This window comes from Microcoleus sp. Pol7_B2, from assembly GCF_036701035.1.
Classification (GTDB): Bacteria; Cyanobacteriota; Cyanobacteriia; order Cyanobacteriales; family Microcoleaceae; genus Microcoleus.
The window spans coordinates 1-20,180 of record NZ_JAUBQB010000059.1; the positions used below are offsets into that span (position 1 = coordinate 1).

The following is a 20,180-nucleotide window of genomic DNA, read 5'->3' on the forward strand; positions in this document are numbered from 1 at the left end:
TTCTGTTTCCGAATTCGGCTTTCATCTTCACAAAATGTAACGTCTAGCGTCCAATGTAAGCTATTTTCAATGCCCCAATGACTGCGGATCGCCCCAGCAATTGTCTCAGCATTACTGCTTAAACTACTCAAGTAAAAATGAGCTTCAGTCGTGGTTTTATTCCACACCCGTCGTTCACTAACTATCATGACAACTGTTTTTAATCCCGTCCATAATTCTTGATTATGCAGAGGTGGTAACTCGGATACATCAACAGTCCAGACTGGTCTTTCTTCGTAAGGATTCAGGTCTCAAGTTGAGGGATTAAATATGGGGTCTGCACAGCCGAATTAACCCTTAACCCTTGCTTTTATAGCCGGGTCAAAAAACTCAATTACAGAACGTCTTTGACGACGACAAGTTTGTATAACTGTCAATAGATTGGCAGTATCTTGGAACCGCTCCATTGAGCGGGAATCTCCACTAACTTTTCTTTTTGTGACGGCTCTCACGTAATGTTCGTTCGGCTAAATTATTATCCGGTGGGCTCTCCGGGTGCTCTAAAAAATACCACCACTGATGGGATTTCTTTTGCAAGGAGCGCCAAAGTTTACCAGCTTCCCCTCCGGCTTGCTCCATCCAGGAATGAATTGAAGTTTCAACTAAAAGTTGAAACCCTGATGTCCAACTCAAGAATTCATCACTATTTTGGTTCTATTGGAATAAAGCGTAGTTTTTAAATGCTTCATCGACCAGACTAAGAAAGAAGGCCCCAATCTATTGGTTATTTAATCCGGGAAGTTTGATCAGCTTCTTGAAATGACGGCATAAATGCGCCCGACATTTCTGCCCTTGCTTTCACCGGATAACCATTATAAGCGCTATAATCATCAGAACTCAGTACCCCTGAGTAGCTCGAACCCAGGATGGTCTCTAACTGGGCGCGAGAAGGAGTATCAGCCGCATGAAATAGACCGAAGTCGGTATTGGCAAAAATCCATAACCATTCTTTTATCCCTTTGACTAAGCAAGGTGTTTCATCAACATGGATATTTGGCTGTGTTTGCTTGAGCCACTCTTTAAGCCGGTCAATACTTGGATTTACTGCACCGTCTATTCGTTCATTTGTGGCTACTAATGTTCCCACCCGGATTTCTATTTTTCCCCATTCCCATAATAGTTCTTGTTGTTTTTGGTAGGATAAATGCCCGTAATGATTGAGCCATCCTAAAAAAGCTTGCAGTCTGATTCCGATATCTTGTCCTGCTACTATCTCGGCTGACCAGTCTGCTGAAGAGTGTTTCCCCACACTGGCTGCAAATACAGGTATATTTTTGATATTATACAATTTCAATTGGCAGCTTCACTAACTGTGCTACTTGCTGTGTTTCTATTTTTATGGGTTTGCCACTGAATTCCTGTTGACCACAGCATCTACACACTTGCGGCCGTAATATCTCCTCTCTATCTACTCGGTCAAACCCTTTTCTGGTTTTTCCCGGATGTCCTGGTTGCCCTCCTGGTTTCCGTTTTGGTGTTTGCCTCTTGGATGGTTGATCTTCTGGTTTCTTCTCTGCTTTTTTGAGGAGGTCGGCCGATGGAGGTTTTGATGATATTGTACTTTCTAAATCTATGCTGACGTTTAGTTCCTGTATTTTTTTTTCTAGTTCTACTACTCTCGATTTTAATTGCTCTATAGCCTTGGCCTGCTCCATAATTATCTCTACCAGTGGCGAGGGAGCCAACTGGTTCAATATTTCACTGTCTAGTTTGAGAGGCTGCTCTTTTTTCCTAATTCTAATAATCTCCCTCCAGAATCATCTTTGTCAATACCCCCTGACATGAATCCTTATCTAATGACTAATGACTAATGACTAATGACTAATGACTAATGCTGGCGAGTGGCTCCCAACTTGTCACATCTTCAAATAAAGATTGATACCCCGCTGCATTGGGATGAAGCCCGTCTGCAATCAGACGCGATTGCCACCAATCACTGCCCCGATTTATCCATTTATCAAAAATATCTAAATAGGGAATTCCCCGCAACTCACAAGCTAATTTCGTTGCTTCTTTATACCGATATTGGTCAGCATGACTGTAATACAAACAATCTTGAAAAGGCATTTTACTTTCATCCACCGGCACCATCCCCACAAATATCACCGGACAAAGTTGTTGGGACAGGTTTAACAAATGATCCAAAACAGTTTTAAAATGTTCAAAATCAGTGTAGCTGCGCCCGGTAGGCGACTGCACTCTCGCCGAATCGTTGAGACCTACTGAAAGAATAATCGCATCCGGGACACGGTTTCTGAGCTCGCCACGGTGGCGAAACTCGTTTTCGAGTCGCTGGGAGACTTGATAGGTGCGATCGCCCCGAACGCCCAAATTGTATAAAACGTGTCCTGCACTCTCCGGTAACATCCACTGGCGCCGCAATCTTTCCACCCAGCCACCGCCTACACCGTCGCCAAAACCGTAGATTAAGCTGTCGCCGAAAGCAACCAATTTGAGGGGATGAGAATTTACCCGATGCAAGTTACCAAAGAAATAGGCTGTTGCTGCCTGCATAAGCAATGATACTCAGTTAATAAATTATGAATCTTGACATACTAAACTAGAATGTAACATTACCTAAAGTAGGGAGTCTCATGGTTAAGCGTCCAACTTTCGATTCAACTCAGCTAACCCGTCGGGCGGAAGAGTTGATTAACGGTGCATCCAACCGCTATCGGATTACGGTGCAGGTGGCGAACCGCGCAAAACGCCGTCGCTATGAAGATTTTGACAATATGGACGACCATCAAATGAAACCTGTAATGCGGGCGATATTTGAGATGTCGGACGAACTGACTCAGCCGGAAATTATCGGAGACATCTAGACTTCAGGAGTTTTGGGTTTTGAGTGGTGAATTGCCAGCAATTTTTGTCAACTCAAAACTCACAACTTTTTTAAACTAGACTTGGGCGCGCGGGACGAGAAACGCGGTTTATTCCTAGCTGCCTCGTTAAAAAACCTCTGATTGTTTTACTAATACACCGGGTGGATGAGCGTAAATCCTAAAAGTATAAACTAGGACATCTCCTGGGGCTAAGTGTATGAAATTATTCTATTTTTCAAATTGTTGTCAAAACCGTGAATAGATTAAAGCAGGGCTTAAGTTTTCTGTTTGTTACTTTGAGTGTAGCGATTTTCACGCTTTTGAGTTGGGTGTTGGAATCCGGGGAACTGAGTATGTCCGCTTTGGAACCTTCGCTGCTGCGGAGTTCTGAGTCTGCCTCAGTGCAGCGGGTAGCTCAACAATCTGCGCCGCCGCAAGTTAGGGTGCAAGATGCGTGGAAATTGGTGTACGAAAAATTGCCGGATTTCCCGATCGAAAATAACTACATTTCTCAGGAAACAGGAAAAGTCGATCCTACCAATACTTTAGTCGGGCGGTTGATTCGATATCACGTATTTGTCAAAGGACGGCCGCCCAATTACCGCTTTGATTGGAAGTTGAGTTTAGCTGACTATTTGGGGGCAACTCCTGATTATTTGGTTGAAAGCGTTTATCCGGGAAAGGACGTTTTGCGCTCAAATCCAATGGAACAGGATCGTGCTGCTATTCAAAGGTTAAATAGAGCACAGCGAGATGCTTTGGTTCAAGCTTTGGTTGATGTTTTTACGGAGAATTCCGGGGGTGGGCGCACACCTGCGACGGGGGAAAAACCACAAGGGCGATCGAATTCCCCGGAGATACCGCAGCCGCAGCCGGGAGATGCGAAGTTGCTGGCACCTTAATACTCAGGAATGCAGAAACCGGGGTTTTTACGAAAATATTGCATCCCGGCCTTTGAAAATGGTAAAAAACCCACTTTCTTTCGTATTTATTGGTAATATCAAATCTGTGAGTATCGAAATTATTCCTATCTCTCTTCTCGACCTCTGCGTGAATCCGTGTCAATCCATTGTCATCTGCGCTTGCTGAAATGATCTTTTTTTGACCGCAGATGAGGGCAGATAAACACAGATTAACGCAGATGAATTAGATGGATTCCGGTTGCACCATCGGGAATTGTTGACAGTTGACTGGATTTGACTATTCCGATGCAACCGGAATTGATATAAGTCCTACTAATCTAAAATCCAAAATCTAAGATCTAAAATCGCTTGATGGTGGAACGTGTAATTAAAACGGGTGTTGGGTGGCGTTTGGGATGGAACCCGGAGGCCGAGGAGTTTAAGGGTTTAGTGGCTGGCGACGGTTGGGCGATCGAACTCACAGAGGCTGAGTTAAACGATTTTTGCCGATTGTTGGAGCAATTAGCCGGCACAATGAGTCACATGGTCTCTGAGTTAATGGACGAGGAAAAAATAGCAATTGAAGCCGAAAGCGACTTGCTGTGGGTGCAGGTGGAAGGCTATCCCGAAGCTTACAGCGTGCAATTGATCTTGAATGCTGGCAGGAGGTGCGAGGGTTGTTGGCCGGCGGCTGTGGTTCCGAGTTTGGTGCAGGCTGCAAAAGTTTTTAAAGTTTTTTGACTTTTTCGGGAATTCTATGCTAAGCTGTTAAAGCTGTCGGGGCGTAGCGCAGCTTGGTAGCGCACTACTTTGGGGTAGTAGGGGTCGTGGGTTCAAATCCCGCCGCTCCGATAGATGGAATCCTTATACACTAAGGATTCCATTATTTTTGGTAGATTTCGCAGCATATTGTCATTCTCAGTAAGGGGTGACAAGATCTGACATACTCAGACATAAAGTGCGATAAATCTGCGATATGCCAAAAGGCTCCGTAAACATTGAAGTTTTCAAGGATCGGCTACGGTTGGCGTGGTCATAGCAAGGGTTAAACTAAGCGATTCCCTCACGAGAACCGCTCGTCTCCAAAACCGTGCTTGATAGTTTCCCATCACACGGCTCCTCAGTAATAAGGCTCTTTTCATGAGTACCTCTCTTACCCGATTTGACGGGCTTAGGCTTGGCGCTATTACAGCCAGATTTGTTGCCGAGACTTCCATCGTTGGCTGTCTTTTCATCGTGGCAATGTCGGTGAAGTAGTTGTAGATTTTTGGGCGTTGCTAAATCAAGGTATGAATGCCCCAGGAATGGGAATATCGTCAAACTTCAAGTAATGTATTAATAACTTAATAGAATGCTTGAGCATTTCCTCACATTTAGAATAACAAAGAGTCTTACGATGTAGCCGAGCTTGCGTAATGTCTTAGTTTGGTATTTTCCCCTTCTACTCGGGTCATATAAGTCTTGCTAATAACTTGCTCACCATCAGGAATAAACATGGGATATACAGACCATCCATCAGTTACATAAAAATAGCATTTCCATGCACTTACTTGGTCCCATAATGGTTCAAATGTCTTAGCGCTATGATCCCCTAATACCCATCCTAAAATTCCTGGCTTAAAGTGGTCAACCGCCGTCGCTCGCCATATCTTGTCTGTTTTTTTTTACATAATTTTGTAATTCATCGAGCTCACCAACTTCTGGAATGACTTCAGGGTCATAAACATCTGGCAACTGTTTTCCGACTTGTTTTACCCAATTTATTACTGTGGTATGATGAACACCCTTAACTCGTTCTATCGCCCGTAAACCCATACCATTGACATACATTTTTAGGCAATCACGTTTGATGGCCTCGCTATAACCTCGCTGGGGCTCATACTCATTGATGAATTGACGACCACATTGGACACAACTGTGATTCTGTTTTCCTTTCTTCTTGCCGTTTTTACGGATATGGGTTGATTTACATTCTGGGCATTGCATAAATTATTCCTCCTATTCATACTCTAACTCAGCAACGCCCTAATACCTTGACCGATACCAACAGGTATGCCGTGAGGTAAGGCTGTGGGTTGATGTTCATAGGTACGTTCTTTGAGGGTAGGTGCATGGGGTCTTAACCATGCTGTATGAGCGATCGCTAATACTGGACGTTCTACTTGTGACATCTGCTGGATGTATAGTTGCATCAATTGGTCAAGGGGCGAGTCTACAATCTTGCAGCGCTTCGTAGACGCTGGACCACTCACGCCGAAATAAAGGATGTAGGGCTAAATTTCGTAAACATGAGACGTGGCGCGTCGTCATTATCGCGTCTGCTAGTTCAAAGGTGGCATATGCAGGCATTGCCGAGACATTCATAAGCAAGTTGACGAAATTCCCGTAATTGTTCAAACAGAGATGGCAGGTAGATTTGAGATTTTTTGCTGAATTCTCAATTTTCTACCCTTACACTGTCTGTTGAAACTATCGCAGACAGTTTTTTGTGAGGTTGTCAGCCGAAGAGAACGTCAACGGTCGTCGGCATCTATGCTAGTGGTTGAGCCTCGCCTCATAGCTCTTCACCAGCGACCATTGGCGTTCTTAATTTGAAATCTAACCGCGCTTTAAGACGTGCTTAGTCTAAACTCCAATTTGTTAAAAATCCAGATTATTTACAGGTGGATTTTTTTGAGGGCTATCGCACCCGAATACTTCATTCTGTAGGTGAGAAATCAGTGGTGGGTTAGAGAGTAACATCGAAGCGCGATCGCCCCTAAATTTTTTAACTTGCTATCCTGAAATTGTCCTAAAAAATCAACCCCATAGATTCACTAACTTTTTGCAGAACATCAAGCTGACAGCGACAAGACAGGAGACTCCTGCCGAATGGGAATCTCAATAGTAAACTCTGTTCCCCCGCCTGGTGCAGAAATACACCCCAAGCTTCCCCGGTGTTTTTCCACTACAATTTGCCAGCTAATCGATAGCCCAATACCTGTGCCCTTACCGGGGGGTTTTGTCGTAAAAAACGGGTTAAATACGTGGCGACGAACCTCTTCCGATATCCCTGGCCCATTGTCCACAATTCGGACAGCTACGTAATTGTTGCTGGTTATTTCTGTGCTAATCCGAATCACGCTAGGATTCGCTTTAATTTCTTCTAGCGATCTCTGCGTGTTCCACTCGTCAATAGCATCGATCGCATTTGCAAGTACATTCATAAATACCTGATTCATTTCTCCCCCATAACAGTCCACTTCAGGCAGGTTTGGGCAATAGTCCCGCACCACTTCAATCGAGGGGCGGTCTGACTTAAATTTTAGTCGGCTCTGTAAAATCATTAGCGTGCTGTCAATGCCTTCGTGAAGGTTGACCGATCTCATTTCATATCCTTCTTGCCGTGCGAAGAGGCGCAAAGATAAAACGATTTCGCGGATGCGATCGGCTCCTAAGTACATCGATTTGAACATTTTAGGCAAGTCGTCTTTGAGATAATTTAGCTCGCTTGCCACGATTTCTGCTTGTATATCTGGAGCCGGATTAGGATAGTGCTTTTCGTAGAGGTCAAGGATAGTGACCAAAGTTTTTGAATATTCCAGAGCATAGGAAAGATTTCCATAAATAAAATTAATTGGATTATTGATTTCATGGGCGACGCCAGCTACGAGTTGGCCTAGCCCGGACATTTTTTCGCTCTGAATGAGCTGGCTTTGCACCTGCTTGAGTTCGTGCAGGGAATTTTCGAGCTGTAGGGCTTTGTGTCGCTCTCGCGCTTCCGATGCTTGCAAAGCTGCTTGTGCAAGCTTGCGTTCAGCAGCCTCCTGCTTGAGGCGTTCATTCGTTTGGGAAAGTTCAGCGGTGCGCTCTTCTACTCGCCTCTCTAGCTCTTGTGTCAAAATTTGTAGGTCGGCTTGCGCTCGCTCGCGCTCTACAATTTGCGCCTGAAGCTTTTTAGTTAGATTTCGCAGATTCAGGTGCGTGATAGCCCGAGCTAAAACTTCTTCCTGTTGAAGGGGCTTAGTAATATAATCAACTCCCCCCACATTAAAGCCTTTGACTTTGCTTTCTGTATCGTCCAGCGCGGTCATAAAAATGACTGGGATATGTTTAGTTAAGTCATTTGCTTTTAGATGTTGACAGGTTTTAAATCCGTCCATTTCTGGCATCAGAACATCCAACAAAATTAAATCCGGCTGGCAATATTGCACTTTTTTGAGAGCGTTAGACCCACTGCGAGCTACCCAAACAGTGAAGCCAGATGTACTCAAAAAATCCAATACTGAACCCAGATTAGTGGGCGTATCATCCACAATTAAAATAGTTCCTCTGTCTAAAGATTCGCTAGTCATTTTTAGTCCTCATCTAAACTGTTGAACAAATTCTACTAATTTGTCTTCTTCAAAGTTTTTGGTTAATTCAAGCAACTGATTGGCAAAAGGTGCATAACGCATATCTATTGCCTTCAGCTTGCTGGCTCGCTTCTCAATACTGAGGAGTTCACCTTTCATGGCTAAATCGAACAGGACTGCAACTTCTTCCGAAGGGGGAGCAATCAGTTGTTGGTCTTGGATTTGAGAAGGGGGATGGGTGAAGATACCTTCTGAACTGAAAGTTGTTCGCTCATCATAAACCCATTCTAAACGTAAATGGTGGCCCAAGCATTCTAATAACTTTTCTGCCCGAATTGGTTTGAGGAGAAAAGCGTTGCAACCAGCCTGGAAAATGCTTTGGGGTTCGCCGGATAAAATGCTAGCAGAAGTTCCGATCGCGATTACATCCTTCAATGGAGGGATTTTTCTGAGCCGCCTCACCGCTTCAAAGCCGTCCATGACTGGCATTACTAAGTCAATTATAATACAGTCCGGTTGAAATAACAGCGCTTTATTCACGCAGTCTTGACCGTCCGTTGCCTCCATTAATTCAAACCCAATGGGAGCTAAAAGATTAACGAGGACAGAGCGATTTTGCCAGCGATCGTCAACGACTAAAATTTTCCGCCGATCGCCTGAGAAACCCCTGATAATTTTTTCAGGTTCTTTTTGATACCCTTCCCAGCTTTCCGTAATAGGCAACTCTAACTCAAACCAGAAAATACTGCCTTTACCTAAAGAGCTTTGTACTTTCAGTTCGCCGCCCATCATTTCCACTAATTGGCGACTAATTGGCAGCCCTAATCCTGTCCCCTCTATCTGGCTAACTGAACCGCTGGATTGCTCGAAGGGCAAAAATATTTTTGAGAGTTCGTCCGGCGCGATGCCAATGCCTGTATCTTCTACTTGGAAAATAAATTTCGCTGTTAGGGATTCGGGATTGGCGATTGGTGATGACAAAGATTGCTGAGTCTCTAGTCTTTCTACTTTAAAACTAACGCCTCCTTTTTCGGTGAATTTTATGGCATTACCGAGTAAGTTGATGAGAATTTGCCGCAATCTTTTTTCATCGGCTTGGACGCAAGTGGGAAGTGGAGTTAGCGGTTCGTAAATCAAAGAGATTCCCTTCTGGTGGGCGCGAATCTGGCAGATTTCTGTAATGCCTTGGAGAAAGTCTGACAGGTGAAACTCGGTGAGGTAGAGTTCCATTTTTCCGGCTTCGATTTTGGAGAGGTCTAGAACGTCATTGATCAGAGTTAGGAGGTGTTCGCCACATTGATGAATGATGTTAATACCAGAATTTTGCTGACTGGTTAAACCTGTGTCTCGTTTGAGGATTTGGGTATAACCTAAAATGCCGTTGAGCGGTGTGCGAAGTTCGTGGCTCATGTTGGCGAGAAATTGGCTTTTGGCGCGGTTTGCGGCTTCGGCGGCTTGCTCGGCTCGCTGTCTCTCTTGAATTTCTACTTCTAGGCGCGTATTTTTGGCTTTTAATTCCTCGGTTCGCTCTTCTACTTTGACTTCTAAAGTGTGATAGAGGTTGGCATTCTCTAAGGCGATCGCAGCTTGTCCCGATAGCATCCGCAACACTTCTACCCGCTTCGGCGTGAAAGCGCCAGCAATCACGTTGTTTTCTAGGTACAGGATGGCACTTAACTTACCTTGAGATAGGATAGGCGCACACAAAATTGATTTTGGTTTGTGTTGGGCAATGTAGGGGTCGGCGTTAAAGATTTCCTCGCGGCCCGAATCATTTAAAACGACATCTTTCTGAGTTCTGGTGACGTAATTAAGTACCGAGATAGGAACTTGCCCAGAAGTTGATACTGGCAAAGATTCTAGCACTCGGATTTGATCTTTAGTCCCCGCCGCTTCTATAAGAAGTTGACCCTCTTTTGAGAGAATAAGCGCTCCTGTTTCAGCGCCTGCGTTTTCTATCAAAATTTTCATTAACTTGGTGAGCAAGTTAGGTAGAACAATTTCGCTAGAAATTGCACTAGATGCTTTAATTACAGTTGCCAAGTCTAGCAACTCTGTTTGACCCCCTGTAATGGTCAAAGGAGGAATTGTCCTCGTAGGATTGAAAGGGGTTTCGGTGACCACAGGCGATCGCGCTATTAATTGCGGGTATTTTTCTTCTAGATGTTTAACTTTAGCTAAAGCTCCCCAGTGCATATAGGCATAATAAGCATCGGTCATGTAGGTGCGGGCAATCTTTTCTTTACCCCATGAAAAATAAAATTTAGCAGCGAGTTCGTGAGCTAGTGCTTCTTCGTTGATGTACTCGTTTTCTTTAGCAAGAGCGAGCGCTTTGTCGTACATCTCGATCGCTTCTACTTTTTCTCCTAAAACACGATATTTTTCTGCCTCTACTAAATAGAATTTATGTAGATGATTCATTGGGGCATAATGCGCCCATTTTTGCAATTTTTCTTGATTGGCTTGTACTCGGTTAAGAATGTCCTGTTGGTCGGACTGCGAAGTTTCAGGATACACAGCTAGCCGTACTAGAGAATCGTAGAAATAGAAAATAACAACAGTTAGCTGCCCTGTAGATGATCCGAAAGAACTTTCTACTTGAGGGATATTTTTTAAAGCTTCCGCGTAATTTTCAAACACATAACAAAGCGCAAGTTTGTGCAAGTATAAGTAATGAATTGCCAGTTGGTTGTTGGTTTGCTGATATAGCGGCAGCATTTTCTCTTCGTCGTATACTTCCCCCTTTAACTGGCATATATTTTGGCTTTTTCCCATCATGTTTAAGACGGCTTGCCAACAGATTTTTGTATTATTAAGCGCTGTTTCTTGGCTGATTTTATGAATGGCATCTGTATAAGTTGCTATCTCTCGTTCGAGTTGCATTAGTTGCTTGCCAACAAAAAACGAGTAATGACTCCACACCATGACGGCATAGCCAGCATATTCTAAATCTCCAGTTTCCAGCCCAGTAGAGAAAGCTGCCAGGAAAGGTTCTAAGGTATTTCGGACGTGTTCTTTCCAATGTTGAACAGCAGCATACACTAAGTGGCAAGTCTTGACTTCGATTTCTTTGGCATTTAACTTTGACACTAGACGTAAAGCTAATTGACCGAACTCATAGCCCCGCTCAATATCTCCTACCGCCCCGCAAAGAAGAAGACTGTATACCGCATACGCAAAGGGAGACACAGAAGCATTGCCATATTGAACGGATAAATCGACCTGTTTGCACACTGTTAAAGGCACCAGTACGGGCATTCCAGAATAGCAAGCAGAAAATATACTGGACAAAATCCTGATCGCTGCTAATTGATAAGGATCGGTCATTTCAGGGAGATCGATTAAGTCCTCAATTCGAGTTCCGCTCAAAATTGCCGCAGTTTCCCCCAGCGCCTGCCCAATATCAGATGGGTTTGGCGAGTCGGGAAACTCTACCTCCAACTGCTTTAAGACTTGCAGCCCCGTATTCAATGCTTCGACCAGCTTGTTCTGCGCCATATAAGCTTGAATCTGGACTTCGTACACTTTTACTATGTCCAATAGCGTTTTGGCGCAGTTTTGTACTATCTCAACGAATCTCTGCATTCGGTCAAAATCACCACTCAAATATGCTGACTCTGCTGCTTCCTCATGCAGCCTTAATGCCAGTTCATACCGATTGTCCCAACTATCTACTGCTAGCAGAGATAAACCTACTTGCAAATATTTGACGGCGGAATCGTGGGCTGTAGCAGCTTTCGCTTTCTGACCTGCAATCAGATTCAATTGGGCTAGTTCATATTTTTGGGATTCACTGGTAAGTAAGTCAGTACCATAATTGAGTTGGTTAACTAAAGCGAAAATATTTTCTTTTCGGTCTTCTGGCGTTGTACTTTGCAGCAGCAGTTGACCGATTTTTAAGTGGGTCTCTTTTTTCTGATCATCGGGAATCAAAGAATAGGCAGCTTGCTGCACTCGGTCATGTAAAAACTTGTAGTCAACCTTCACATCAGTTAAGGTAAAACCGCCCGATTCTTCCTGACTAAATACGAGGGGAATTTTGTATTCATTGCTCAAAGGTAAAATCAAGCCAGCTTGAAGTGCTGCCCACAATTGCGCTGCCGTGACTAAGGATGATTCCTGATTGACAATGGCCAAAACTTCTAAGTTAAAAGTGTTGCCAATACAAGCAGCAAATTTTAATACTTTTTGTGTATCTTCGGGCAATTTGCGTATGTTTCTAGCAATTAGTTCGACAACATTGTAATCGGTGATACCGATCGCTTGAATTTGCTCGATATTCCATTGCCAGACGCCAGAATATAAATCATAAGTCAACAAATCTTCTTGATAGAGAGTTTTGAGGAGTTGACTTAAAAAGAAAGGATTGCCCTGCGTTTTATTAAAAAGTAGAGACGCGAAATTTCGCGTCTTTACAGACAGGGATTCCGAACCGCCAGATTCATTTAAAGTATCCGCGATTAATTCTTCGACATGAACTAGGTGTAATGGTTGAAGGACAATATTATTCACCGTCGCACCAGTTTGGCGAATCTTGTCAATTGTTTGAATCGTCGGATGAGTTGGAGAAACTTCGTTATCTCGATATGCCCCAATCAGCAATAAATACTTGCTATCAGAATCAGTTATTAGCAATTCAATTAACTTCAACGATGCTGAATCCGCCCACTGCAAGTCATCGAGGAAGATAACTAAGGGATGGTCAATAGTCGTAAATACGCCAATGAATTGTTTAAAGACGCGGCTGAAACGGTTTTGAGCTTCAGTTGCCCCTAGTTCTGCTACGGGTGGCTGTTTGCCAATAATTAATTCGACTTCAGGGATAACATCAATGATGACTTGTCCGTTATCGCCTAAAGCGGATAACAGTTTTTCTTTCCAAGTTTGGATTTCTCCTTCGCCTTCGGTTAGAAGTTGCTGAGTTAAGGATTGGAATGCTTGAATCAGGGAAGCATAAGGAATATTGCGCTTGAACTGGTCAAATTTCCCCGCAATAAAATAGCCTCGTTGCCGCACAATGGGTTTGTGAACTTCATTGACCAAAACTGTTTTGCCTATCCCGGAATAACCGGAAACCAGCATTAATTCCGTTGTGCCACTGGCAACGCGCTCGAAAGTTTGTAGAAGTTTTTCAATTTTTTGGTTGCGACCGTAGAGCTTTTGCGGTATATTTAATTGCCCTGCTTTATCCGCACTTCCAACAACAAAGTTGGAAATATATCCGCTAGCCTGTAATTTGAGCAAGCAAGTTTCTAAGTCAAATTTTAGTCCTTCATTGCTTTGGTAGCGGTCTTCAGCATTTTTAGCTAATAACTTCATCGCAATCGCTGAAATTTGTGGTGGGATTTCAGGATTTAGGTGGTGAGGGGGAATGGGAGTTTTGGCAATATGGCTGTGTACCAATTCCAGCGGGTCTGTGGAATTAAAGGGCAACTCGCCTGTGAGCATTTCATAGAAGGTAACGCCTAGTGAATAAAAATCAGTGCGGTAGTCAATTGACCGATTCATCCGGCCAGTTTGTTCTGGCGACATATAGGCGAGTGTGCCTTCGAGCAAATCTGGATGGCTGAGCGTCGAATTTTCTCGCTCCAGGCGCGAAGCGATGCTGAAATCAATAAGTTTAACTTTTTCAGTGCCTGGGTTGATGATAATATTTTGTGGTTTTACATCTTTATGAATAATGTTATGTTTGTGGAGTTCTGCTAAGGCAGAGACAAGCTGGAGACCCAAAGAAATAAATTGAATGATTGTGAGTTTTTTACGCTTCATCCAATCGTTGAGAGACTCGGAGCCTGAATCTTCTAATATCAGTGCTAAACCGTTTTTATAGCTTTCTAAACTAATGGCTTTGACAATCGATTCTACGTTCAAGCTGTGCAGGATTTGATATTCGTGTCGCAAGCGGGTGATGTCAGAAAGAGTGGGATACTCAGCCTTTAGCCTTTTGACGATCACGCTGGAAAAGTCCGAATCCTTCCGAGCGCGATCGACTGAAGTTCTTATCCCGCTGTGGAGGGTTTCAACGAATTGATAGCCAGCTAAGTTGAGAGTCATTGTTATTCTACGGAGCGCAAGGAAATTGAGCGTGAGGTTAAGGCCGGTTTTAAAACTTAATTATTGTTAGAGCTGATTGTAACATAGTAGTTTACTCAACAAAAGTGAGCTCATGTTTCGCTTCTGGCCATCCTGGCCTCATGAGATTGTGTTGTTAACTGTAGTGGCTCAATGCGCGTTTTGGGTGTTTGTTGGGGGATTAGTCGGCTGCACTTTCAGTTGGGGTGTCGAGCGAGTGTTTTCCCGTTGCTGATAATTACAGCGTATTCCAGATTTAGGAAGTACAGTATCAGCAGCTTGTAAACCAGTTTTTGAAGTGCTTGGTATTGACCAAATCAAGGACCGTAGCAAGTATTACGTCAACAATCTTGGTAGTTGTTGGTGAAAACGGATGTAAAAAAAATTCCGTTGTGACCACCATAATTTTATCTGATTAAAATCCGGAGAATAGGGTGATACATTCAGGACATTGGCACCAGCCGCTGGAATCAATGGTTCAATTACCGCCAACTTATGAGCTGGTATATTATCAATTCACTTCGACTGTACTATCCCCTAAGTTGGGAACTAAAAAGTGTTGAATAAAGACTTCAAAAGCCTGACCCTCCATTGACCCATTTATGGTTCTTAATCCTACTACTTGTTTTAAGCTGATGGCTCCGACTACTGTAACTTTTGCACCCCGATAAAAGGGTTTTAAATCGTAGACTCTATGACCACATTTTGAAGGTGCATGGGTTCGTTTAAACCCCAATAAAACGCCCATTTCATCCAAAAAAACCAGGTTGTCAGGGTCAATTTTATTCACCTTTTCCCAATATTCACACCTCAGAAGGTACTTCTTTCAGTGGCAGACTGACTAACTGACTACTGCGTATGGTCTTTTTTTTCGCGTCAAATTTTGTTTTTGTAGTTCACGACACATCATGCTAGGACTGACAGCTTCCTTGTAGTTCAAACGCCAATATTCACAATATTCTGACAACGTGCTATCCGGATATTTTTCTACCATCTGGGTCAATTCCGTCCGGCGCGAGTTTAATACACTTTTGGCGCTTCCACCCTGTTTTCCGGGTTGAACATGACCAGTCGTTTGTTTTTGTTTTAAAATTTTTTGAACAAACCCTTTACTCACATCAAATCTGGCGGCTATTTTCCTAATTGATGTATCACCTTGTTCATAGATTTTAACTATTTTCTCACGCAACTCGATCGAATAGGGTTTGATTTCTTTCGCTTATGTACTAAATACACTGTATTATATATACGTGGAATGTGCTGTATTTAATCAAAAGTATAAAAAATGGCGTTTGTACTTGACAAACGCCATTTTATAGAATTACAAACGTGGCGTCTTATCTTGTTTAAACGACGCTAACAATTCGCGAATTTGGTCGGCCGCAATCTCGCGCCCGCCCAAACCAAAAGCTAGAGCAATGCCAACTGCGATCGCCCCAAGCAGCAGCCCGAAAGCCAAATTCACAATATCGCTGCCAATGCCCATTTGTTGCAGCGCCAAGGCCGAAACAAAAGCAATAATCGCGATCCGAGCCGTTTGGCCCAAAAGCCGCGCTTGGCGAGTTCCAGAACTGGCAATCAAACTAAAGGCCAGATTCGCCAAATACAAGCCGATCGCAAATACCACCAAACCAGCCAGCACCCGACCTGCAACCAGGACAATACCGCTAACAATCGCAGTCAGCGCTGGAATCCGCAGCACATCGGTAGCAGCCACCACAGCAAACAGCATGATGCCCACCTGCACCACGATGCCGACAAACTCAGAAGGAGTGCGGGCCGGAAGTTCCGGTTCCTGAAGAATCGTTGCCTCCGGATCTATCGAACTCGGCGGTAGCCGCAGTCGCTGTTTCGGCTGTTGCACTCCCAACCAAGAAAAGACATTGTTAAAGCCAATTCCCGTCAGGATATTAGTCACCAAATCGCTGATCCAGCGACCCAAAAAGTAAGCAACCCCCAGAATGAGCGCTGCTGTAAAAATGTTGGGAAGCGCGCCCAGAACCGTGTTGAGCATCGCGATTGCCGGCTGCGAAATCGCCTGAATGTCCAAAGCGTTCAGAGCTGCGATCGCCGTTGGAATCAAAATCAAAACATAGACGATCGTCCCGACAATCCACGACAGCGATTGCCCGCCCGAAGTCCGCGAAATTCCAAACCGAGCGCCCAAACCGTCCGCCCCAGCAGCGGCCAACAGATTCGTGACAATCCGCCGCACCACCATAGCCAGTAGCCAGCCCACAAACCCAATGAGCACAGCTTCCAGAATTTTCGGAATTGCCGCCAAAATTTGGTTGAGTAAATTATTAACCGGCAGCAGAGCCTGCTGCATTTCCAGTGAGTCGAGAATCAGCGGCAAAAACAGCAGAAAAATGAACCAGTAAAGCGCATTCGCCACAGTATCGCTCAGCAGCAAAGGGCGCTCAGTGGGCGCAGCGCCCACCTCCTGATTCAAGCGCTCGTCTACGCTAAAAGCCCGCATCGCCCGCGATACGGCCATTTTGGCTACAGTTGCCAACACCCAAGCAATCCCCAACCAAATTAGCGCGCCGGCTAACTTCGGCAAGAAACCGGTAATTTGATTGAGAAAAGTATTGAGGGGTTGCGAGACAGCCGTTAGATTCAGGCGGTTGAAAAAGGCAATTAGGAAAAAGATAAAAATGATCCAGAACACCGCTGCGGAAATCCATTTTTCCACTTGCGGGGCTCCAGCTCCTTCCGGTCGGCCGGTAATCCAAGCAGCCAACCGATTGTCGATCGTAGTCTTCTTGAGCAATCCCCCGACTACAGATGAGACGAGGGCTGATACTATCAAGCCAATTAGCAGGATACCGACGGCCCAGAGGAGATTTTCAATGTTTGAGCCCTGAAGGAAATTGTTAATTCCGCGTTCGGCATCTGTCAGCGGATTCCCGGGCTGGGCCTGGGCCAAAATGCGATCGGACAAAGCCGCTATGGGGCCCGATATCGGTTGAGTTATTTCTTGCCAAGTTTCATTCATTTTTTTCTCAGGTTAACGTCACATTTGACAAGGAGAAGACGAAACTTTAATAATAGTTCCAAAAAATCTAGGCATCGCCTAAATTTAATATTTGTACACTTTTAATGTACTGGGTTAACTACAAAACCCTCTATCGAATTTGGGATCAACCCATCTCCTACTGCTTTTGGGCCAATATTCAAAAAACCGTTTACCTCGGCCTTTATGAAGCCTCCAGTTTGGGTTCTGAACAATCCTCTTTTTACCCTACTGCCAATGTAGTCGGAATGTTGTTAAATTGGTTCCAAATCCAAAGCTGAACATTTGGAGGTGTAACTCTCCTCACCTAACCCAACTTGAATTCCCGCAAGTTATCCTTTGTACTACAACATTTGCACAAACCGGCAATGGGGAATACAGGGAAAATTTTGATTATTAACTTTACCAGTATTAATCCCATCTTTAAAATCATCGTTCCCGCCTATAGCCAGGAAGCCCATTTGATGATTAACCAGTCCTTTAATAATTGCGGAACTCGTCGTGTAGAGGTAGTAATCCACTTTACAGTTACGCTTGTGCCACAATTGGGCGACTTTTTTACGGTTTGTTTGCGCTACGGGCAGCAATGATTTCAATGCCGATGAAACTTGATTGCAGTATTGGTTTCTTGACTTAACACCCTGTCCCTCGTAGATTGTCGGTACTAACCCAGGAACATTGTAGGTTAATGTTGCCAGATTGTTTAATCCTAAACCTATAGCAGCTACTCTCTGATTAATTTGTAAAGGCTGTTCTAACTTTTCAGAGAACACCTCGACAACATAACAACCTACTTTGGGAACAATCCGGATTTCCAGAAGCGAGATGACTTTTGAGGCCAACCAAATATTAGTCCCAGAGGAACGATAATATCCTTTTTGTAAGGCTTTTTTGCTGACAGCTTGACAATTAAATACAACAACATAGCGCCCCTCCTCTCTTGTTCGCTCTCTTGAACCTTTATAATGAGGGATTTTCCGGGCGGCTTTAAATTTAGTGGTGTCTTCCTGATAGTTTCGCACCCCCAGATAGTAGCTAGTCCATGCTTTGATCATTAAGCCGAGGGTGCTTTGTGCTACCTTTGCGGGCAGTGATTTGTAATCAGGACTTGTTTTGAGCGCGTGATAAACAGCCAGAGCGTTTCTTTGTTGGCGAGCGAAAAAGTTTTGACGGTAGATGTAATTAGCGCTATTGTAAATATTTTTGCAAAGCAAAGACAGTCTATCGGCTTCTCGATAAAACCTATGATTTGGTTTAATGATGTGCCTTTCGACTAACTCCATAATCAGTATATATACTTTATTTCAAGATGATACACTGTATTTATGAGTATGTCAATCTTTTAATTTCTGGGAAAATTGACGTTACAAGTAAATAAAGGACTATCAAGTAAGCAAAGTTTTGTAATACCCTCCTTGTTGCAGGTTCTCATGTCAATTCGTCAAGTTTTCGAGCAATCCATTGAAATTCGCGCTGCTGCTACTCTGGTGGAGCAATGTATAGTCGATCGCACTTTAATGCACAAGTGGCTCAATCCCCTGCTACGCTGCGATCCCCAGGGCGAATGGGATACTACCGTAGGAAGTCGCAGCTTATTTATCATAAAAATTCCGGTTTTGCAACCCTCTTTAGAGAGTGTTGTGTTGGAGCGACAACCCGGTTTAATTGTTTGGGGGTTTGACGGATTTTTCAAAGGATGCGATCGCTGGGAATGCCAGCCGCAAATCCAAGGAACTCTCTTGATTAACCGCTTTGAATTTCAAATTCCCAATCGTTTAATTAGATTTGGTTTCAATCGCTTTGCAGCCCCTTGGACAGAAAAAGATATGAAAGACCAACTCCGCCGACTCAAGCGGGTAGCCGAGCAACTATCTCAAAGAATGGGTAAGGGGTAATGGATAATGGGTAATTGGGAACTTTTACCCTCGCGTAGCCGAAGAATTGGTAATGGGTGATGAGTAATTGCTAATAGCTGAAAGCTAGAGCTAATAGGAAAAAAAGCACCAATTCCCAATTCCCAATTCCCCATTCCCTCCAACTTCAGTTATTTATTTCGCATTTCCCGATGGAGTGGGCTGACAAATCATTTCTCTCGCCGAATTCACGGCTTGGTTAGCCGTATTTTGCAAAGCCGGGGAATTCTGATACAAAGCTTGCAAATCTTGCACATCTTTAATCACTCGTTCGTAAATAACCATCGCTTGATTGCCGTCAACTTCTAAAGCAGCAGGGCTGTAATTTTGCATCAATTCAATCAGCGATATTTTGCCATCTTTGGAAGCGGCGACTAAAGCATCGCGCAGTGCGGGCACGCTTTGAAGCCGAGCACTCGGCGCATAAGCAACCTCGCCCAATTGTTTAAAAACAATTTCCCCAAAATAAGTGCTTGCTAGCCGCGCTACTAATTGGGAATCTAAAGGCACTTCTCGCGTTAATATTTCGCGCATCGACTGGGGAGTTTGTTTCGCAAGACTCAGAACGCTTTGCAGTTGAGATGATGCTTGGCCGGTTTGTGCAAAGCTTTGCAAGTCGCTCATCGGTAATGTTACGTCAACAGCACCGTATTTTACGGTAACATTATCTAATGCAAAGGCTTTGCCGCTGCTTAGGAATACTGCACTTGTTCCCAGCAAAAGCGCCAAACCTAATGATAAAGACTTTGACATTCTTTTGGTTAAATGGGCTGACAGCGGTTGCATTCCGTTGAGATAACCTTGTTGAAACTGAAAGTTCATGAGTTTGTGCCTCTTTACGTCAAAATACTTTTTCGATCGGTCGTCTGTGCAGGTATCTGTGCGGGTATCAGTCGGAAAAGTGGACTCGGGATTTCCGTAAATGACCTATAATTTTACAGTCATGTCCAGCAAATTCCACCTATCAAAAGATAGGTGTTAATTGACAATTAATATGTTATGATTACCCGTTTGACAATCTTAGATACCGTTGCAAAAATTATAAAAGCGAAATTGGGTCGTCGGGCAGCAGTTTATTG

General features: G+C 43.9%; 15 protein-coding genes, 1 tRNA gene and 3 pseudogenes. 5 read left to right on the forward strand and 14 right to left on the reverse strand.

Translation table 11 applies throughout. From position 1 onward, the window contains the following. From QUA57_RS20190 to QUA57_RS20200, 3 genes and pseudogenes are all read right to left on the reverse strand, one after another. A partial coding sequence (locus QUA57_RS20190; protein WP_445304493.1) for an ISAs1 family transposase occupies positions 1-287 on the reverse strand: 287 nt, incomplete at its 3' end. Between the two features lie 42 nt (positions 288-329). Then, a pseudogene (gene tnpC / locus QUA57_RS20195) lies at positions 330-1,775 on the reverse strand (IS66 family transposase). Between the two features lie 85 nt (positions 1,776-1,860). Then, the gene (locus QUA57_RS20200; RefSeq protein ID WP_333036413.1) at positions 1,861-2,553 is read right to left on the reverse strand and encodes a GDSL-type esterase/lipase family protein; all 693 of its coding nucleotides are present in this window, start codon (positions 2,551-2,553) and stop codon (positions 1,861-1,863) included. Between the two features lie 80 nt (positions 2,554-2,633). On the opposite strand from QUA57_RS20200, the gene QUA57_RS20205 reads away from it, so the two are divergent. The 4 genes from QUA57_RS20205 to QUA57_RS20220 all read left to right on the forward strand — a co-directional run bounded on the left by QUA57_RS20205 (position 2,634) and on the right by QUA57_RS20220 (position 4,618). Next, on the forward strand, positions 2,634-2,864 hold the full coding sequence (locus QUA57_RS20205) for a DNA-directed RNA polymerase subunit omega (RefSeq protein WP_015175138.1): 231 nt from the start codon (positions 2,634-2,636) through the stop codon (positions 2,862-2,864). A 254-nt stretch (positions 2,865-3,118) separates the two neighbouring features. Then, a complete protein-coding gene (locus QUA57_RS20210) occupies positions 3,119-3,766 on the forward strand; it encodes a hypothetical protein (RefSeq protein WP_333064067.1) in 648 nt (215 codons plus the stop codon). 372 nt (positions 3,767-4,138) lie between these two features. Then, positions 4,139-4,507, forward strand: coding sequence for a DUF1818 family protein (locus QUA57_RS20215; RefSeq protein ID WP_333064072.1), 369 nt, complete (start codon positions 4,139-4,141; stop codon positions 4,505-4,507). A 37-nt stretch (positions 4,508-4,544) separates the two neighbouring features. Then, positions 4,545-4,618, forward strand: a tRNA-Pro gene (locus tag QUA57_RS20220). A 198-nt stretch (positions 4,619-4,816) separates the two neighbouring features. Here the strand turns inward: QUA57_RS20220 and QUA57_RS20225 are convergent. The 10 genes and pseudogenes from QUA57_RS20225 to QUA57_RS20265 form a co-directional block, all read right to left on the reverse strand. Further along, a pseudogene (locus QUA57_RS20225) lies at positions 4,817-5,032 on the reverse strand (group II intron reverse transcriptase/maturase); the annotation flags it as partial. Between the two features lie 16 nt (positions 5,033-5,048). Beyond that, a pseudogene (locus QUA57_RS20230) lies at positions 5,049-5,752 on the reverse strand (IS1 family transposase). A gap of 23 nt (positions 5,753-5,775) precedes the next feature. Continuing rightward, positions 5,776-6,018, reverse strand: a complete 243-nt coding sequence (locus QUA57_RS20235; RefSeq protein ID WP_333064066.1) for a hypothetical protein — start codon at positions 6,016-6,018, stop codon at positions 5,776-5,778. A 582-nt stretch (positions 6,019-6,600) separates the two neighbouring features. Then, a complete protein-coding gene (locus QUA57_RS20240; protein WP_333064065.1) occupies positions 6,601-8,100 on the reverse strand; it encodes a response regulator in 1,500 nt (499 codons plus the stop codon). Positions 8,101-8,109: 9 nt separating this feature from the next. Beyond that, positions 8,110-14,154 (reverse strand): AAA family ATPase, encoded by a 6,045-nt coding sequence (locus QUA57_RS20245; protein ID WP_333064062.1) that lies wholly within the window; start codon positions 14,152-14,154, stop codon positions 8,110-8,112. Between the two features lie 354 nt (positions 14,155-14,508). Next, a complete protein-coding gene (locus QUA57_RS28745) occupies positions 14,509-14,688 on the reverse strand; it encodes a transposase (RefSeq protein ID WP_445304494.1) in 180 nt (59 codons plus the stop codon). Next, positions 14,684-14,962 carry a transposase gene (locus QUA57_RS20250; protein WP_333064060.1) on the reverse strand — a complete coding sequence of 93 codons (279 nt, stop codon included), beginning with the start codon at positions 14,960-14,962 and terminating at the stop codon, positions 14,684-14,686. The genes QUA57_RS28745 and QUA57_RS20250 overlap by 5 nt, the downstream gene beginning before the upstream one ends. A gap of 51 nt (positions 14,963-15,013) precedes the next feature. Further along, positions 15,014-15,382, reverse strand: a complete 369-nt coding sequence (locus tag QUA57_RS20255) for a transposase (protein ID WP_333251290.1) — start codon at positions 15,380-15,382, stop codon at positions 15,014-15,016. Positions 15,383-15,493: 111 nt separating this feature from the next. Further along, entirely contained in the window at positions 15,494-17,170 is a 1,677-nt protein-coding gene (locus QUA57_RS20260; protein WP_333039548.1) for a mechanosensitive ion channel, read from the reverse strand. Between the two features lie 362 nt (positions 17,171-17,532). Further along, positions 17,533-18,243 carry a transposase gene (locus QUA57_RS20265; RefSeq protein ID WP_333064057.1) on the reverse strand — a complete coding sequence of 237 codons (711 nt, stop codon included), beginning with the start codon at positions 18,241-18,243 and terminating at the stop codon, positions 17,533-17,535. Positions 18,244-18,618: 375 nt separating this feature from the next. On the opposite strand from QUA57_RS20265, the gene QUA57_RS20270 reads away from it, so the two are divergent. Further along, on the forward strand, positions 18,619-19,083 hold the full coding sequence (locus QUA57_RS20270; protein ID WP_333039545.1) for an SRPBCC family protein: 465 nt from the start codon (positions 18,619-18,621) through the stop codon (positions 19,081-19,083). Positions 19,084-19,236: 153 nt separating this feature from the next. Here the strand turns inward: QUA57_RS20270 and QUA57_RS20275 are convergent, their stop codons facing one another. Next, the gene (locus QUA57_RS20275; protein ID WP_333064055.1) at positions 19,237-19,923 is read right to left on the reverse strand and encodes an alpha/beta hydrolase; all 687 of its coding nucleotides are present in this window, start codon (positions 19,921-19,923) and stop codon (positions 19,237-19,239) included. Positions 19,924-20,180 lie beyond the last annotated feature (257 nt).

What these genes read in the sequence shown, in the direction of transcription:
- QUA57_RS20200 (WP_333036413.1), bottom strand. Translation starts at nt 2,553, where the DNA reads ATGCAGGCAGCAACAGCCTATTTCTTTGGTAACTTGCATCGGGTAAAT.
- QUA57_RS20205 (WP_015175138.1), top strand. Translation starts at nt 2,634, where the DNA reads ATGGTTAAGCGTCCAACTTTCGATTCAACTCAGCTAACCCGTCGGGCG.
- QUA57_RS20215 (WP_333064072.1), top strand. Translation starts at nt 4,139, where the DNA reads ATGGTGGAACGTGTAATTAAAACGGGTGTTGGGTGGCGTTTGGGATGG.
- QUA57_RS20240 (WP_333064065.1), bottom strand. Translation starts at nt 8,100, where the DNA reads ATGACTAGCGAATCTTTAGACAGAGGAACTATTTTAATTGTGGATGAT.
- QUA57_RS20245 (WP_333064062.1), bottom strand. Translation starts at nt 14,154, where the DNA reads ATGACTCTCAACTTAGCTGGCTATCAATTCGTTGAAACCCTCCACAGC.
- QUA57_RS20260 (WP_333039548.1), bottom strand. Translation starts at nt 17,170, where the DNA reads ATGAATGAAACTTGGCAAGAAATAACTCAACCGATATCGGGCCCCATA.
- QUA57_RS20265 (WP_333064057.1), bottom strand. Translation starts at nt 18,243, where the DNA reads ATGATCAAAGCATGGACTAGCTACTATCTGGGGGTGCGAAACTATCAG.
- QUA57_RS20270 (WP_333039545.1), top strand. Translation starts at nt 18,619, where the DNA reads ATGTCAATTCGTCAAGTTTTCGAGCAATCCATTGAAATTCGCGCTGCT.
- QUA57_RS20275 (WP_333064055.1), bottom strand. Translation starts at nt 19,923, where the DNA reads ATGAACTTTCAGTTTCAACAAGGTTATCTCAACGGAATGCAACCGCTG.